Genomic DNA, 14,746 nt, shown 5'->3' with positions numbered 1-14,746 from the left:
CGGTTATACATTGGTAATTTATCAGCGTGTTATTATCTAATGCTAAGAAGCCAAGAAGCAAAAATGTCAAATAATCTGCATAATAAATCTTAATTATCATAATTATTTTAGTATGAATGTGATTGCAAGCTTAAGTATGGATGCATTGCAGGTGTATTGCGATAATTCTCTAGCAGCGTAGATTAAATATAGCGCGGAAAGACGCACCCATATAGTCGGTAAATTGCTTTTTGTCTTCCGCCGACGAGTTCACGCTCTTGAAACGCGAACGCGAGGATTAAGATGACCATACATATATCCGAAGCCAACATAATTGCGGTCGACGCAGCGCACGGTACCCGTCCGTTCAAGGGTGACATTCTCATCGAGGGTTCCCGCATCGCACATGTCGGAGAGCCGCTTGTGACGCCGGATGGCGCTCGTAGAATCGACGGTCGGAATCGACTTGTCATTCCGGGCCTCGTCAACGCCCACGTCCATTCTTGGGAGGCAATGTTCAAGGGCCGGTATGACAACATGCCACTCGAGATCTGGATGCTCTATTCCTACCCGCTCGTGGGAACCAAGGCACTCGATCCACGGCTGATTTACCTGCGTTCAATGATCGTGGCGATGGAATCGCTCAAGAACGGCGTAACCTGCCTCGTCGATGATATTATCGAACTCCCAGTGCAGGGTATGGACGCCATCGATGCGGTGTTCGATGCCTACCACGATATCGGTATACGCGCCAACGTATCGGGCCACGTAATCAATCGACCGTTCGTCGACACGATACCCTTCACGCGCGAATATCTGCCGCGCGACCTGATCGCAGATGTCTCCAGAATCAAGGTCCCGACTGTGAAGAACTATCTCGACTTCGCGGGGGAAGTAGTGAAGAAGCATCAAGATCGCTCCGACCGTTTACGCTATCTGGTTGCGCCCTCGGGGCCACAGCGTTGCACAGAAGAGATGCTGAAGGCAGTGCATGATTTCGCGCGTGAGATCAAGAGCGCCTATCATATCCACGTTTTGGAGACTAAGGTACAGGCGGTAGCAGGCAGGGAATTCTACGGTCGGACCCTCGTGCAGTATCTTGACGACCTCGGTGTGCTGACGAATATTTCGACGCTTGCTCACTCGATCTGGGTGACTGATCGCGATATTGCCTGCATGGCCGAGCGTGGGTCGTCGGTCGCGCACAATCCAATTTCGAATCAGAAGCTTGGCGCCGGTATTGCACCATTCCGGAAATTGCTCGACGCGGGCGTAAATGTAGCGCTGGGCTCAGACGGGATTTCGAGCAACGATACGAGCCGCATGCTCGATGTTATGCAGGTCGCGGGACTGCTACACAAGGTTACCACCCCAGAATATGGTCTGTGGCCCACGGCTTCAGAAATCATCTATGCCGCTACCATGGGGGGCGCGCGGAGCGTTCAACTTCAAAATGAAATTGGCTCGATAGAAACCGGAAAGCGCGCCGACCTCGTGTTATTTGACCTCGAGACGATCAACTTTACTCCGCAGAATGATCTCTTGAACCACCTCGTTTATTGTGAGAACGGTTCGTCCGTGGAGAAGGTCTTTGTGAATGGCGAAATAGTCGTTGACGACGGTGAACTAACCAAGGTTAACGAAGGCGCACTGGTGCGCGAACTGCGTGAGCGATACGATGCCTTCAGCGAACATCACAAGGGTGTCGAAGAGCTCAACCGGCGCTTCGAGCCATACTTCAAGAAGATACATAAACACTGCTGCGGCGAGAATATTGAGCTAAACCGCTACAGCGCACCTCCTAACGAATGGTTGCTTTCCTGATGTGATCCCTAAGTGAGAAGATGCGCAGGGGAGCTGAGTCGCTGACGCGGCATTTGGTGCGCGGCCGAGAATCTAGTCACCTGAATCTAAAGTTCGCCGCATAGGGTTTTCTGTGTTCGCTGGCAGAACCTCTTGACGGAGGCGAGGATTTCGTCTGCGGATTTGACCCATTTGTAGGGTTTGGGTTTTTCGTTGTGGGCCTCGATGAAGCGGTTAATGTCGGCCTCCAGTTCCGTCGTGGATCTGTGCACCCCGCGTTGCAACTGCTTCCGGGTGAGTTCGGCGAACCAGCGCTCGATTTGATTGATCCAACTGGCCGAGGTTGGCGTGACGTGGACATGCCAATGCGGGCGCCGCGCTAGCCACGCCTTGATCTTCGGCGTCTTGTGGGTGGCATAGTTGTCCATGACGATGTGCACGTCCAGGCCTGCCGACACGCGCCGGTCGATCTCTTTGAGGAAATCCAGAAACTCGGTCGCGCGATGGCGCTTGTAGCATTTGCCGATGACCGCTCCTGTGGCGACGTCGAGCGCGGCGAAGAGCGACGTCGTGCCGTGGCGAATATAGGTGTGGGTTCTCGGCTCGGCGACACCCGGCACCATCGGCAGCACCGGTTGTTCCCTGTCCAGCGCCTGGATTTGCGATTTCTCATCTACACACAAGACGATAGCCCGGTTTGGCGGGGCCATGTACAACCCAACGATATCCTGCACCTTGTCTACAAACAGCGGATCGGTGGACAGCTTGAACGTCTCGCTCCGGTGCGGTTGCAGGCCGAACGCATTCCAGATCCGGCGGATGGTAGTGTGCGAAAGCCCCGTCTCGGCGGCCATGCCGCGGATCGACCAGTGGGTCGCATCCTTGGGCGTGTTGTTCAGCGTGCGCTCGATCACCTCGGCCACTTGTGCGTCCATCACCGTGCGCGGACGGCCGGGGCGGTATTCATCTGTGAGCCCCTCGATCCGGTCTTTCACAAAACGCCGGCGCCACTTCCCCACCGTGTGTTCATGCACGCCGAGCCGCTCAGCGACTTCCTTGCTTTGAAGACCCTCTGCACAGAGCAGGATCATCCGGCAACGGTCCGAGAGCGACCGCGCCGCCTTGTCCGGAAACACCGCTTACCTTGTAGTCGTGGGTCATGGTTGCGAGCCTCCCATTCTTCATAGGCAGGCCGAACTGGGTGCGGTCGAGCGCCTGTATCTGGCTCCTCTCGTCGGCGGACGGCACGATGGCGTGAGCCGGCGGTCGACATAGACGTCGACGACTTCGCGCAGCTAATCGACGAACTTCGGATCGTTGAACAGCTCGAACACTGCCGCCAGCGGTGTGGCTGCAGCTCATGCGCCATCCAAATGTGCCGGAACGCGCTGGCGCTGATGCCAGCGGCTTTGGCCATGGCGTCCGCCGTCCAATGCCTCGTCTCGCGTGGCATATCGGCGAGCGTCAGCGCCACCACCCGCTCTTGCATGTCCGGCCCGAGCGGCGGAATGCGGGACGGCCGCATCCTGTCGCGCAGCAACCCTCCCGGCCTTTCGCGGCGAAGCGCTCCTGCCAGGGCCACACGCAAGTCTTGGACTTGCCGGTGCCGCCGCATGATATTGACCATGCCGACACCAGCGGCGCTCAACAGCACGATCTCGACACGCTAGCTAGGCAGGCTTTTGTGGCGCATTGCCATCCCTTATGGGCGCCCTCAGACGGGCACGATCGGCGAAACGGTGAAGGATATTCCTGTGCCATGCCCAAGACTCGCATGCGCAAAAGCGAATCCAGAGCCGGACTCTTATGTTAGGAAAGAACCGATAGTTGCCTATTTTTATGTGACGCGGACAGGGGTGAGCTTTTAGCGATCTTGCCACTTAACGGCGCCCGCCGCGGTCAAGCGGAAATTTCCCGAGGTCCGCTTCCTCTAATGGGTCGCCTCAGTCAAGTCGCCATTCGGCAGACCACAGCAGGTACACTAGGCTATCTCGGAAGCTATACCGATTGCGACGCCACTGCCATTTCCCATTTGATCAGGACCATCAACGGCAATGTCTAATGGCGCAATTGTCGCGCTCGAGTTCCTAAGGCGCTTTCCTACTGCCGGCTGGCTTTCCACCGCATCCGCCATTTCAGGTTCTTCGCCAACGGCCATTGCGCCGAAAAGAGAAGGCTTTGTCGCAATCGAGTGGCGGACCCGCTGCAGGAGGCGCTGCAACGGGCGTCTATATTGTGTCGTCACCCTCCGGCACGGATCCGTTTCAGTCTCGCCTTCACGGCACCAATTTTCTTAAGCGGTAGCGAGAACCTCAAATCCTTCACACACCGTGGGTCGGCTTTCACTCCAGAGAACACCCCATTCAGCGCACTGCTGTTCGAAGTACTCGCGGTGAACACGCGCCCAATAGGCCAGACTTTTGTCGCCCTCGCCTTCCCGTTCGGCGAAAGACTGCTCGACTTGGTTGAAGGGCCGTACATCGACATCAGTAATACGAATCAGGAAGCGCGGTTCAAACGCGGAATTGAGGACCACCCAATAGTCGCCAACGCCGCGCTGGCGAATGTTGTTGCGCTCGAAATCAAGCTGCATATGAGCCGTCGCTCGCTTCTTGCCCGCTGCAACCAAACCTAGAAGTTCATCGTGATACGTAGCAAATCTCACATCGGCGAACGTGCTCGCATGGTACAGCTCCGTATCGATACCCAGCGCCGTTCGCTGTCTCTCCCAAAATGCGCGCACTTCGGCGGTCTTTTTTCCAATCATGTGATAGTCTCCCATATCCCAAGCGACTGACCGAGAGGTGTGCTTCGGCTTAGAACGCACGAAATTCTCCTACGCCGGCCCTTTCAGCAATCCGTCTACACCACGATGGCCACGTTCTAAGTGATCTTCAAACGCTGCGGCCGCAAATGCGTAAGGCAGATCGCTTCTGTTTCACGGAGATGAATTGCGCCGCTCGTGGTTGGCCTTTGCTTGTGGTGTAGCTGTTTATCCACCTACTATTTGAGAGATTATTGCGGACCATAAACCCCCGAATATCCAATCATAAGCATTGATCCGTTTAATGCTCGGCGGCCACGCGCATTGCATGCTGAACAAGTTCATCGACCAACAGTTGGCGAGCGAGACGTGCCGGCGCTACAGCGTTCGTCATCACAAAAATATCCATCTGAGGAACATCACCCTGCGAAAGCAGTGGCCACAGACGGCCCGCCTCAACGTCAGGTCGGGCAAAGCCGTCGGGAAGAAAACAAAGTCCAACTCCTAAGACCGTCATACGCTTTGCTTCCTCTAGATGTTCCGACATTCCAGCCGATAAGCGCCCAAGTCCATAACGGAGCCGAAAATCGGTCAGTTCGACAGGTTCGTCGGCCCCTGTAAGAATGAACTTCTCATCCGCCAACAAAGCTGCGTCGTCGATTCGACTTTCGTAAAAATGGTGATTTCTGCCGCAGTAGGGCCGGTGAACCTCGCTGAACAGATACTGATACCTGATCTCGGCGCGTGGTGATCGCGAAGGGGCGAGCCCGATGTCAATCTCATCTTGCAGCAAGGACTTCACCACATCGGCCCAGGGAGCAACGTCTATGATAATTTCGACCGCCGGGTATTTTTGATTGAAAGAGAAAATTGCTTGGTCGAGTACGTCATTGACGAGATTGCTGATCAGATGGACGCGCACGCGCCCGCGGATATCTGTCTTTGTTCCAGCCATTTGCGACGGAACCGATCGGACAATCTCTGACATCTGGGCGCACGTGCCAGCAAGCAGTTGTCCTTCATCTGTCATCTTGAAGCCGCGAGGACCGCGGTGGCAAAGTTTGACGCCGAGTTCGACCTCAAGGCGACGCAGCGCTAAGCTAATTGCAGGTTGCTGGCGGTTCAGAGTAAGCGCCGCGTTTGTAACCCCTTGCGCCTTCACGATCTCCTCAAATACCTTAAAAAGATTCCAATCTACATCTCGTGCGAACTTTGATTCGTTTCTAGACTTTTTGAAACTGCGAGAACTATTGAACATGAGTAGGCTTTCTTGGTATCAGCCGATTATGTCTCTGGCAAACGTCCAACAAGACTGAAGTTGCTTGCTGCAATCGCCAGAAGATATTCCAAAATGCTCAAATACACTTGCGGCCAGCGAATCGCTAGGAACGCTATCATTCCTTCGGCCTTCATTGCCAAAGATGATTGCCTTCCGAGTCCGTCCCAGTAGCCCCGCCACGGTCTGCGGTAAGGCGCGGTTTGCCTCATCAATGACCGACCATCCGAAGCTTCCTGATGGAACATACCGAAACAAACGATCGACGGAACTGAGACTGGTTGAGACAATCGGGACAATTAGGAAGAGCGACGACCAAAGGTCGGCTATCTGTTCTCGTTCAACGTCGTTTCGCACGGATCCCGACTCAATGATCTCCATCAACGCAGACAAATTGTGCAAGAGATAATGTCCGGAAACGTCGACAAAGGCCTTGTGGATCTCCAAAGCCATGGCGAACTCACCTGGCCCGGAGAGGGACGGGTTTGAGATCGCCAAACGCCCCCGCAACTCCGACCAAGTGTCCTGTGCCTGTTTGTGCAAAGGAGGTCTCTCCTGAGCAATCACAGAATAGGATTTGCGGCGAATGCTGCGGCCGTCGAGAAATCTTAGATATGTTCGGAAGCTGGTATCCGGATTCCGCCAGAACGGTCTGATGAAATCTGAGCGATTTTTTGCGTTGCCAAGCACGGCAGCGAGAAGCCCTTTCGTTTTTAACTCTGCGCTGTTAACGGCCGCCGTGTGCTGTTCCAGCCGAGGGTTGTAAACGTGATCGCTTATGGATCGGAAATATGACCAATCGCTCTCGTTTCGGTCGGCCGCGACAATAGCTTCACAAATGTCCTTGATAGGTTGGTTGCTAGTGGACGCGATTACAATCTCTTGTCCTTTCAAGCTTGGGTGGAGGCGATAGAGCTTTGGAGCGTGGGCGCCGCCAGGTTGTACGGCGGTGAACGCATGTTCCGCCTTCTCGAAGGCGAGCATCCGACGGGCGCGCTCCATAATGCACGTTGCAACCAGGTCGAAAATCAAGTGCAGTTTGTCTGCGAATTGGGTTGCGTTGATTGCAAACAAGCTGTCGCCGCTTGTAAAGTTGAGAGTGGGGTGGGACTTGGCCCAGTTTCGTTCTGGCCGTTGGCCGTCGGGAGCCTGCTCCGTCACCTTGGTACAACCCTGACAGTGCGACCCATCATGTTCGACAGACGAAATCCTCAGATATCGACTAAGAGCAGCAGGGACTTTGCCGCATCTCACGAGCTGGCGGACAGCACTCAGATCAGATAGAAAATCCGAGTCAATTTGAAGTGGTGATGGCGGGCGTCCCAAGTCCCGACGATGGAAAACCCGCAAGGCGAAGCTGGGCGGTTCGGCGAATTCCTCAGATAGACCAATCTGATCCAAGAGAAGCAAATAGGCTGATTTGATCGCAGCGTAGGTCAGTGCCTTAGCGCTTGTATCATGCAACTCCTCGTATAATTGCCCCAAAATAGCCTGCTTTGCGCAGGGCAATGCCGTTAGTTCGCGCAAGTTCCCCTTGAGCGCTTTTGGCAGCCCCCAAGCGAAGCTCGAAACTGCCACTCCATGACGGCCTGTGATCAGACCATTCCTATCCACAAGGACGGACGCGAGAGGAGATCGGTCATGAGAATGATAGCGTGGAATCTCCGCACGGTATTTTTCGGCAAGACGAGAATAGGCTAAAGCCATCGGAATTGACCCGATTACGACCTGATAATAGAGGTCATGATCAGGCTTCCCGTGCTCTGGCTGCTCCCAGGGAACGCGACTGTCGTTTAGCCGCGCAACCCACTGTGGGTTTCCTGACGCCAAAGCTTCTCGGCGCCGATAGGTCGATGGTGCCAGACACTCCAACGCGGCCCAAGATTCAATTAGTGAAAGCGGTTGCATTACGTTTAACTGCTGAGCAACAAGACGCTAAACACGCCGAACAGCATCAGATGCATCATAGCGTGGATCGGCGACGTCCTGTGCCCTAGAAAGGTCAGCACGACCGTCAGCATCAACAGCGTCGTTTCGGCTGCACCGATTCCCAAGATCACTGTATTGCCCGTCATCAAGCCGATGACAAGAACAGTAGGAAGATGGTCAGCTTGGCGCACTACGCTAAAGGACGCCGTCAGGACGGTCGCGAACAGAACAACGAAACAAATGACGCCAACGGTTGGGGAGAGAGGAGCAGCTGTCCATGTTGCCCCCCACGTCTGAAACGCGGCGACAACCACCCACGCGATTACCGATCGGATACAAGTCACACGTGGAAACAAGTCGCGAAGGCTGTCGAAGGCGGGCACATAGTCCGGTGTCATAACCGACCCTCTAGGGGTCGTCCCCGGAGAAGCCAGACACATCGGGTCGTCCCGCTGAGCTGAACGGCGATCACCCCGTCTATGGCGAATTAGCACCCATCGTCTGCTTCGTCCACCAATTCGCAATCTCTCAAGGGCAAATCCGATTGGCGGTCGATCCCGTTCAGAAATATTGACAACTGTCCGCACAGTAGGCCCGGCCTTTTGCGTTCATATCAAGCGTTGCGCATTTTTGCTCCTAGCACCAACTAATGCCGCGTCGCCGAGCGATGCGAAGGGGTTGGTTATTCGACATGGCTTCCTCCCTGAGGACGACGTCAGATACCGAGTGCGATTTCGCGGCTGGCGGCGTCGAGGATACCCCAGACGTGGTCGGCGAATGAACGCCAGACCTCGATGCGGAACCGGTCTTCTGCTTCGCGGACAAGGATGATCTGCGCCTTGTCGAAGATGGTCCTGCAGCCCGTGCCGACCGGCATCCCCCCGATGTCGAACGCGATGGCGGAGCGCAATGCCAACATGGCCGCGACACCCTCGACCGCGATGCCGATCTCGCGATGGCTGACATCGACAAGGCTATGCGGCACCGTCGCATAGAGCTTGGCAAACGCCGTTTCGATTGCCTCCTGTTCCGTCAGCGGGACAACCAGGTGCCACTCGTCTGGCCCAAGGCGGACGGCCAGCCTGCCTTTGGAAACGGTGACGTCGCCGATCTTGCCCGGCAATGGCGAACCGAATGCCTTTGCAGCTTGCGCCGCTTGTGCCGGATCTATCCTCAGGACGAAGCGGGCTCCGTCGGCGACGGCGCGGATGTTTAGCGGCGTCACCTTGCGAACGGCAATCTCGCGGCCGATCAGCGGATGATGTTCATGCAGCATGACCGTCCTCCTAAGCGCTCAGGCGCTTGTTTTCGGGGTCGAAAAATACCGTTCCGACAACCTTGGCCGTATGGGTCCGCCCCGGCGTCGGCACGTGGATGGTCTCGCCTTCTCGGGCCTTGCCACCTTCGATCACCGCCATGGCAATCGAGCGTCCTAGCGCAGCACTCCAGTAGGACGAAGTGACGTGGCCGACCATCTTCATCGGCAAAGTCTGGCTCGGATCGAGGACGATCTGCGCGCCCTCCTCCAGCACCGTGTTCGGATCGGTGGTGAGCAGGCCGACGAGCTGCTTGCGGTCAGCCTTCTGCATGTCGGGCCGAGTCAGCGAACGCTTGCCGACGAAGTCGGGCTTGGCCTTGCCGATCGCCCAGCCGAGACCGGCGTCATCAGGCGTCACGGTGCCGTCGGTGTCCTGTCCGACGATAATATAGCCCTTCTCGGCGCGCAGAACGTGCATGGTTTCGGTGCCGTAAGGCGTGATGCCATGTTGCTGGCCGGCCCGATAAAGCTCTTCCCAGACCGCCCGGCCGTAGCGCGCCGGCACATTGATCTCATATCCAAGTTCCCCGGTGAAGCTGACCCGGAACAGGCGAGTTGGCACGCCGCAGATCTTGCCTTCGGCAACCGACATATGCGGGAATGCCTCGTCCGACAGGTCGATGCCTTCGACCAAAGGCTCGATCAGCTTGCGTGCGTTCGGCCCGTTGAGTGCGATCACCGCCCACTGTTCGGTAGTCGAAGTCAGCCATACCTTGAGGTCGGGCCACTCGGTCTGGAGATAATCCTCCATCATGCCCAGCACGCGCGCCGCACCCCCGGTGGTGGTGGTGACATGGAAACGATCGGTGGTCAGGCGGCCGATGACGCCGTCGTCACGGATGAAGCCATCCTCGCCAAGCATCAGGCCGTAGCGCAGGCGACCGGGCGCGAGCTTCGTCCAGGAGTTGGTGTACATGCGGTTCATGAATTCGGCGGCGTCCGGCCCGACGATCTCAATCTTACCAAGTGTCGAGGCATCGAACATGCCGAGGGATTCGCGAACAGACTTGCATTCGCGGGCCACGGCGGCATGCATGGTCTCGCCCTTTTTCGGGAAGTACCAGGCCCGGCGCCACAGCGACACCGGTTCGAACTCCGCGCCGTTCTGCTCGGCCCAGCCATCGATCGGCGTCTTGCGCGTCACTTCGAACAGTTCGCCGCGATTGTAGCCAGCGAAGGCGCCGAAGGTGGTCGGCGTATAGGGCGGGCGGAAGGTGGTGAGGCCGACCGCCGGCGCTGGCCGCTTGACCGCGTCAGAGGCAATGGCGAGGCCGTTGATGTTCGAGGTCTTGCCCTGGTCGGTTGCCATGCCGGTGGTGGTGTAGCGCTTGATGTGCTCGATCGACTTGAAGCCTTCACGCACCGCAAGCCGGATGTCCTTGGCGGTGACGTCGTTCTGGAAATCGACGAAGGCCTTGGCCTTCGAAGTGTTCCTGTCGGTCGGCAGCTCGCGGTTATTGGCGCCCGTCAGCACCAGTTCGCCATCGACCCTGTAGGACGCGGCTTTCGCCGCGAACCCGGCGTCCAAAGCGGCTGCCGCACCGGCTGCGGCACCCTCGGCAAGTGCTGCCGCAAGGCTGAACACGCCATTGCCGGCGCCGGCGCAGCGGCTTTCTTCGGTGGCCTCACCCGGGAGGAACATCTGGCCTTCCTCATTCCAGTCGAGCTTGCCCTTGGTGTGCGAGAACAGGTGGATACTCGGCGTCCAGCCACCGCTCATCAGCAGCGCGTCGCAGGCGATTGTCCGCGCCGAGCCAACCACGCCGCTGCGGCTCACCGGATTGGCGCGCACGGAGGCGACGCGCAGCCGGCCGCTGGTGCCGGTGACGGTCCAGCCGGACAGCACCTCGACCCCGAGGGCCGCGGCGCTTTCCATCAGATGGCCTGACACATTGGGCCTGATGTCGATGATGGCTGCCACCTTGACGCCTGCCTCAGCCAGGTCGAACGCGGCGAGCCAGGCTGAATCGTGCGAGGTGACGATCACGGGACGGTTGCCGACCTTAACGCCGTAGCGGTTGAGATAGCTGCGCGCCGAGCCCGCAAGCATGACCCCCGGGCGATCGTTGCCTTCGAACACCAGCGGCTTTTCGATCGAGCCCTGGGCCAGAACGACCTGGTGGGCGCGAACCTTCCACAGCCGCTCGCGCGGGGCATCCGCCGGCGGGTTGGGAAGGTGGTCCGTCAGACGCTGGCAAAGGCCGACAAGGTTCTGGTGATAGTAGCCGATGGCCGTGGTGCGCGTCAGCACCGTGACATTGTTCATCGCAGCCAGCGCGCTGCGTGCCTCTTCGAGCCACTGCCAGCCGCTCTGGCCGTTGATGCCCGCGTCCGTTTCAGACAGCAGCGAACCGCCAAGCTCGGCCTGCTCGTCGACCAGGATCACCTTGGCGCCGCTCTTGCCGGCGTCGAGCGCTGCGGCAAGACCGGCCGGACCGGAACCGACCACCAGCACATCGCAATGGGCGAAGCGGCTGGCATAGGTGTCGGGGTCGGGCGTGGTCGGCGACTTGCCGAGACCGGCGGCGCCCCGGATGATCGGCTCGTAGACCTTGTTCCAGAACGACTTCGGCCACATGAAGGTCTTGTAGTAGAAGCCGGCGGAAAACAGCATGTAGAGCGCGTCGTTGACAGCGCCGATGTCGCGCTTCAGCGACGGCCAGTGGTTCTGGCTAGTGGTGTTCAGCCCGTCGAACACCTCCAGCACGGTTGCGCGCGTGTTGGGTTCGAAGCGACCCGGCCCCCGGTCGGTGCCGACCAGCGCATTGGGTTCTTCCGAGCCGGCCGACAAGAAGCCGCGCGGGCGATGGTACTTGAATGAACGGCCAATGAGATGGACGCCGTTGGCAAGTAGCGCCGAGGCGAGCGTGTCGCCCTCGAAACCGACATAGCTTGCGCCGTTGAAGGTGAAGCGCACCGGCTTGCCCTGGTTAACGCGGCCTTTTTCTGGGATGCGGTAGCTGGTCATGACCGTGCTTTCTCGAGTTCGGTCTCTGTCGGGCGTGGCAGCCCGGCCTTGTAGGTCATTGCGAACTTGTCACTGACGGTGTCGCGAACGGCATTGAAGAAACGCCCGCACCCATGCTGGTGTCGCCAGCGTTCGAAGTGGGTGCCGCGCGGATTGCTGCGAATGAAAAGATGCGTCTTCCATTCATCGTCATTCAGCTTCGACGGATCGGCGGGACGCGCGATATGCGCCTCGCCGGCATAGGTGAATTCGAGTTCCGGGCGCTCGGCCTCGCAATAGGGGCAGCGGATGAGCAGCATCTTGTATCTCCTCAGTGCGCGACGGCTGCGGCTGCGGCTTCATCGATCAGCCGGCCGGTGGTGAAGCGTTCGAGCGTGAACGGCGCATTGACCGGATGCGGCTCGTCGCGGGCAATGGTGTGGGCGAAGACATGGGCCGAGCCAGGGGTTGCCTTGAACCCGCCAGTACCCCAGCCGCAATTGACGTACAGCCCGGGAACCGGCGTCTTACCGATGATAGGCGAGCGGTCTGGCGTGACGTCGACGATGCCGGCCCATTTGCGCAGCATGCGCATGCGGGTGAAGATCGGAAACACCTCGCAGATCGCCGCCACCGTATGCTCGATGAGCGGCAGGCCGCCGCGCTGGCTGTAAGAGACGTACTGGTCGGTGCCGGAGCCGATGACCAGTTCACCCTTGTCAGACTGGCTGATGTAGGCGTGGACCGAATTCGACATGACCACGCAAGGGAAGATCGGCTTGACCGGCTCGGAAACCAGCGCCTGCAGCGGGAAGCTTTCGAGCGGCAGCCGCACACCGGCGGTATCCATGACAACCGAGGTGCCACCGGCGGCGGAAACCGCAACCCTCTTGGCCTTGATGAAGCCTCGCGGAGTGTCAACGCCAATGACCTTGCCGGAAGCGTCGCGGCGGATAGCAGTCACCGGGCAGTTTTGGATGATATCGACGCCGCGCGCCGCGGCACCACGGGCATAACCCCACGCAACAGCGTCATGGCGGGCGACGCCGCCGCGGCGCTGCAAGGCTGCCCCAACCACCGGATAGCGGGCGTCCTTTGCGATGTTGATCGGCGGGCAATATTCTTTTGCCTGCTCGGGAGTCAGCCACTCATTGTCGATGCCATTGAGCCGGTTCGAATAGATGTGGCGCTTGAAGCTTTGGGTGTCATGCACCGAATGCGCCAGCATCATCACGCCGCGCTGCGAGAACATGACGTTGTAGTTGAGCTCCTGGCTCAACCCTTCCCAGAGCTTCATCGCGTGCTCATAAAGCATCGCGCTTTCGTCATAGAGATAATTGGAGCGGATGATCGTGGTGTTGCGGCCGGTGTTGCCACCGCCAAGCCAGCCCTTCTCGATGATGGCGACATTGGTAATGCCGTGTTCCTTGGCAAGATAGTAGGCAGCGCCCAGGCCGTGGCCGCCGGCGCCGACGATGACAACGTCATACTCGGCCTTGGGCTGGGCATCGGGCCACTGCAGCTCCCAGTTCTTGTTGCCGGTCAAGGCATTGGACAGAAGTGACGAAAACGAAAAGCGGGTCATAACGCACCCCCGGAGTTCAACATGGCCGCACTATCGCTGAACGGCGCAAGATTGGACAGAACAGTTGCGTCAGCGTAATGTTACACGTGCGACAGCATGCATACGGGAGCCCCATGGAACGCAGCGTCAGATCCAACCAGCCGCAGAAGCGGAACGCAGCGGCGCGCCTGTCGGTCGGCTTCATCTTGGCCCGCCGCTTCACGCTGTGCGCTTTTGCTAATTTCGTCGACGTGCTGCGCCTCGCCGCCGACGAGGGCGACCGCAGCCGGCAGATCCTGTGCGAGTGGACGGTGCTATCGGACACGATGAGCCCAATGTCATCGAGCTGTGGCGTGATGGTGCAGCCCAACGAGCGCCTCGGCGATCCGAACAAGTATGACTACATCGTCGTCGTCGGCGGGTTGATCGACGAGATCCCCAATCTCAGCCCGGAATATACGCGCTATCTGCAGAAGGCTGCGGCATCGAAGGTGCCGCTCGTCGGTGTCTGCACCGGCGCTTTCATCCTGCACCGCGCCGGGTTGATGGACGGCTACCGCTGCTGCGTCAGCTGGTTCCATCACGCCGACTTCCTGGAACAGTTCGACGGGCTCAGGCCCGTTTCCGATCAGATCTTTATCGTCGACCGCGACCGGCTGACCTGCTCGGGCGGGGCGAGCTCGGCGCATTTGGCGGCGCATCTGGTGGAAAAGCATGTCGGCCGCGCCCAGGCTCGCAAGAGCCTGCACATTATGATCATCGACGACGCGCTGCGCGCCGAAAAGCCCCAGCCGGGCATTCCACTCGATCTGGCGACCGACGACGGACTGGTGAAGAAGGCACTGCTGCTGATGCAGCAAAATATCGATGCCCCGCTGTCGGCGGCAGACGTCGCGCGCCGGCTCGGCGCCAACCGGCGCCAGGTCGAACGCCACTTCCAGCATGCCGTGGGCATGGCACCAACCCTGGCCTACAAGATCATGCGACTTGAATATGCGGAGTTCCTGCTGCGCCACACCGACCACTCGGTGACAGAGATTGCGACATCCACGGGCTTTTGCGATTCATCACATTTCATCCGCGCCTTCCGGGAACGGCGTGGCGTGACGCCCGCAGTTTTCCGCGCAGCAACGTGAACCGCCGGCAAGCGGCACGATCAACGGCAC

10 protein-coding genes and 2 pseudogenes are annotated in these 14,746 nt (G+C 58.7%); 2 read left to right on the top strand and 10 right to left on the bottom strand.

Annotation, left to right across the window (positions count from 1 at the left end; genetic code table 11):
* Positions 1-282 precede the first annotated feature (282 nt).
* A complete protein-coding gene (locus HNQ95_RS32490; RefSeq protein WP_154387562.1) occupies positions 283-1,803 on the top strand; it encodes an amidohydrolase family protein in 1,521 nt (506 codons plus the stop codon).
* A gap of 86 nt (positions 1,804-1,889) precedes the next feature.
* On the opposite strand, the pseudogene HNQ95_RS32485 reads toward HNQ95_RS32490, so the two are convergent.
* From HNQ95_RS32485 to HNQ95_RS32445, 10 genes and pseudogenes are all read right to left on the bottom strand, one after another.
* Positions 1,890-2,906: pseudogene (locus HNQ95_RS32485) on the bottom strand (IS630 family transposase); the annotation flags it as partial.
* A 4-nt stretch (positions 2,907-2,910) separates the two neighbouring features.
* Positions 2,911-3,532: pseudogene (locus HNQ95_RS33900) on the bottom strand (transposase); the annotation flags it as partial.
* Between the two features lie 543 nt (positions 3,533-4,075).
* Entirely contained in the window at positions 4,076-4,549 is a 474-nt protein-coding gene (locus HNQ95_RS32480; RefSeq protein ID WP_182576171.1) for an ASCH domain-containing protein, read from the bottom strand.
* Between the two features lie 298 nt (positions 4,550-4,847).
* Complete coding sequence (locus tag HNQ95_RS32475; RefSeq protein ID WP_154387560.1) at positions 4,848-5,804, bottom strand: LysR family transcriptional regulator; 957 nt, start codon at positions 5,802-5,804, stop codon at positions 4,848-4,850.
* 18 nt (positions 5,805-5,822) lie between these two features.
* A complete protein-coding gene (locus HNQ95_RS32470; RefSeq protein WP_182576170.1) occupies positions 5,823-7,529 on the bottom strand; it encodes a hypothetical protein in 1,707 nt (568 codons plus the stop codon).
* 206 nt (positions 7,530-7,735) lie between these two features.
* Positions 7,736-8,149, bottom strand: a complete 414-nt coding sequence (locus tag HNQ95_RS32465) for a hypothetical protein (RefSeq protein WP_154387558.1) — start codon at positions 8,147-8,149, stop codon at positions 7,736-7,738.
* A gap of 317 nt (positions 8,150-8,466) precedes the next feature.
* The gene (locus HNQ95_RS32460; RefSeq protein ID WP_154387557.1) at positions 8,467-9,027 is read right to left on the bottom strand and encodes a sarcosine oxidase subunit gamma; all 561 of its coding nucleotides are present in this window, start codon (positions 9,025-9,027) and stop codon (positions 8,467-8,469) included.
* Positions 9,028-9,037: 10 nt separating this feature from the next.
* Complete coding sequence (locus HNQ95_RS32455; RefSeq protein WP_154387556.1) at positions 9,038-12,037, bottom strand: sarcosine oxidase subunit alpha; 3,000 nt, start codon at positions 12,035-12,037, stop codon at positions 9,038-9,040.
* Positions 12,034-12,336: a sarcosine oxidase subunit delta gene (locus HNQ95_RS32450; protein ID WP_154387555.1), complete on the bottom strand. Its 303-nt coding sequence runs from the start codon at positions 12,334-12,336 to the stop codon at positions 12,034-12,036. The genes HNQ95_RS32455 and HNQ95_RS32450 overlap by 4 nt, the downstream gene beginning before the upstream one ends.
* Positions 12,337-12,347: 11 nt before the next feature.
* A complete protein-coding gene (locus HNQ95_RS32445) occupies positions 12,348-13,601 on the bottom strand; it encodes a sarcosine oxidase subunit beta family protein (RefSeq protein WP_154387554.1) in 1,254 nt (417 codons plus the stop codon).
* Positions 13,602-13,714: 113 nt separating this feature from the next.
* On the opposite strand from HNQ95_RS32445, the gene HNQ95_RS32440 reads away from it, so the two are divergent.
* The gene (locus HNQ95_RS32440; RefSeq protein ID WP_154387553.1) at positions 13,715-14,716 is read left to right on the top strand and encodes a GlxA family transcriptional regulator; all 1,002 of its coding nucleotides are present in this window, start codon (positions 13,715-13,717) and stop codon (positions 14,714-14,716) included.
* Positions 14,717-14,746 lie beyond the last annotated feature (30 nt).

This window comes from Aminobacter ciceronei (genome assembly GCF_014138625.1).
In the GTDB taxonomy this organism is placed as follows: Bacteria; Pseudomonadota; Alphaproteobacteria; order Rhizobiales; family Rhizobiaceae; genus Aminobacter; species Aminobacter ciceronei.
This window is presented reverse-complemented; position numbering and strand designations above follow the sequence as displayed.

Coding starts and splice junctions, on each gene's coding strand:
- HNQ95_RS32490 (WP_154387562.1), top strand. CDS start 283: ATGACCATACATATATCCGAAGCCAACATAATTGCGGTCGACGCAGCG.
- HNQ95_RS32480 (WP_182576171.1), bottom strand. CDS start 4,549: ATGATTGGAAAAAAGACCGCCGAAGTGCGCGCATTTTGGGAGAGACAG.
- HNQ95_RS32475 (WP_154387560.1), bottom strand. CDS start 5,804: ATGTTCAATAGTTCTCGCAGTTTCAAAAAGTCTAGAAACGAATCAAAG.
- HNQ95_RS32470 (WP_182576170.1), bottom strand. CDS start 7,529: ATGGCTTTAGCCTATTCTCGTCTTGCCGAAAAATACCGTGCGGAGATT.
- HNQ95_RS32465 (WP_154387558.1), bottom strand. CDS start 8,149: ATGACACCGGACTATGTGCCCGCCTTCGACAGCCTTCGCGACTTGTTT.
- HNQ95_RS32460 (WP_154387557.1), bottom strand. CDS start 9,027: ATGCTGCATGAACATCATCCGCTGATCGGCCGCGAGATTGCCGTTCGC.
- HNQ95_RS32455 (WP_154387556.1), bottom strand. CDS start 12,037: ATGACCAGCTACCGCATCCCAGAAAAAGGCCGCGTTAACCAGGGCAAG.
- HNQ95_RS32450 (WP_154387555.1), bottom strand. CDS start 12,336: ATGCTGCTCATCCGCTGCCCCTATTGCGAGGCCGAGCGCCCGGAACTC.
- HNQ95_RS32445 (WP_154387554.1), bottom strand. CDS start 13,601: ATGACCCGCTTTTCGTTTTCGTCACTTCTGTCCAATGCCTTGACCGGC.
- HNQ95_RS32440 (WP_154387553.1), top strand. CDS start 13,715: ATGGAACGCAGCGTCAGATCCAACCAGCCGCAGAAGCGGAACGCAGCG.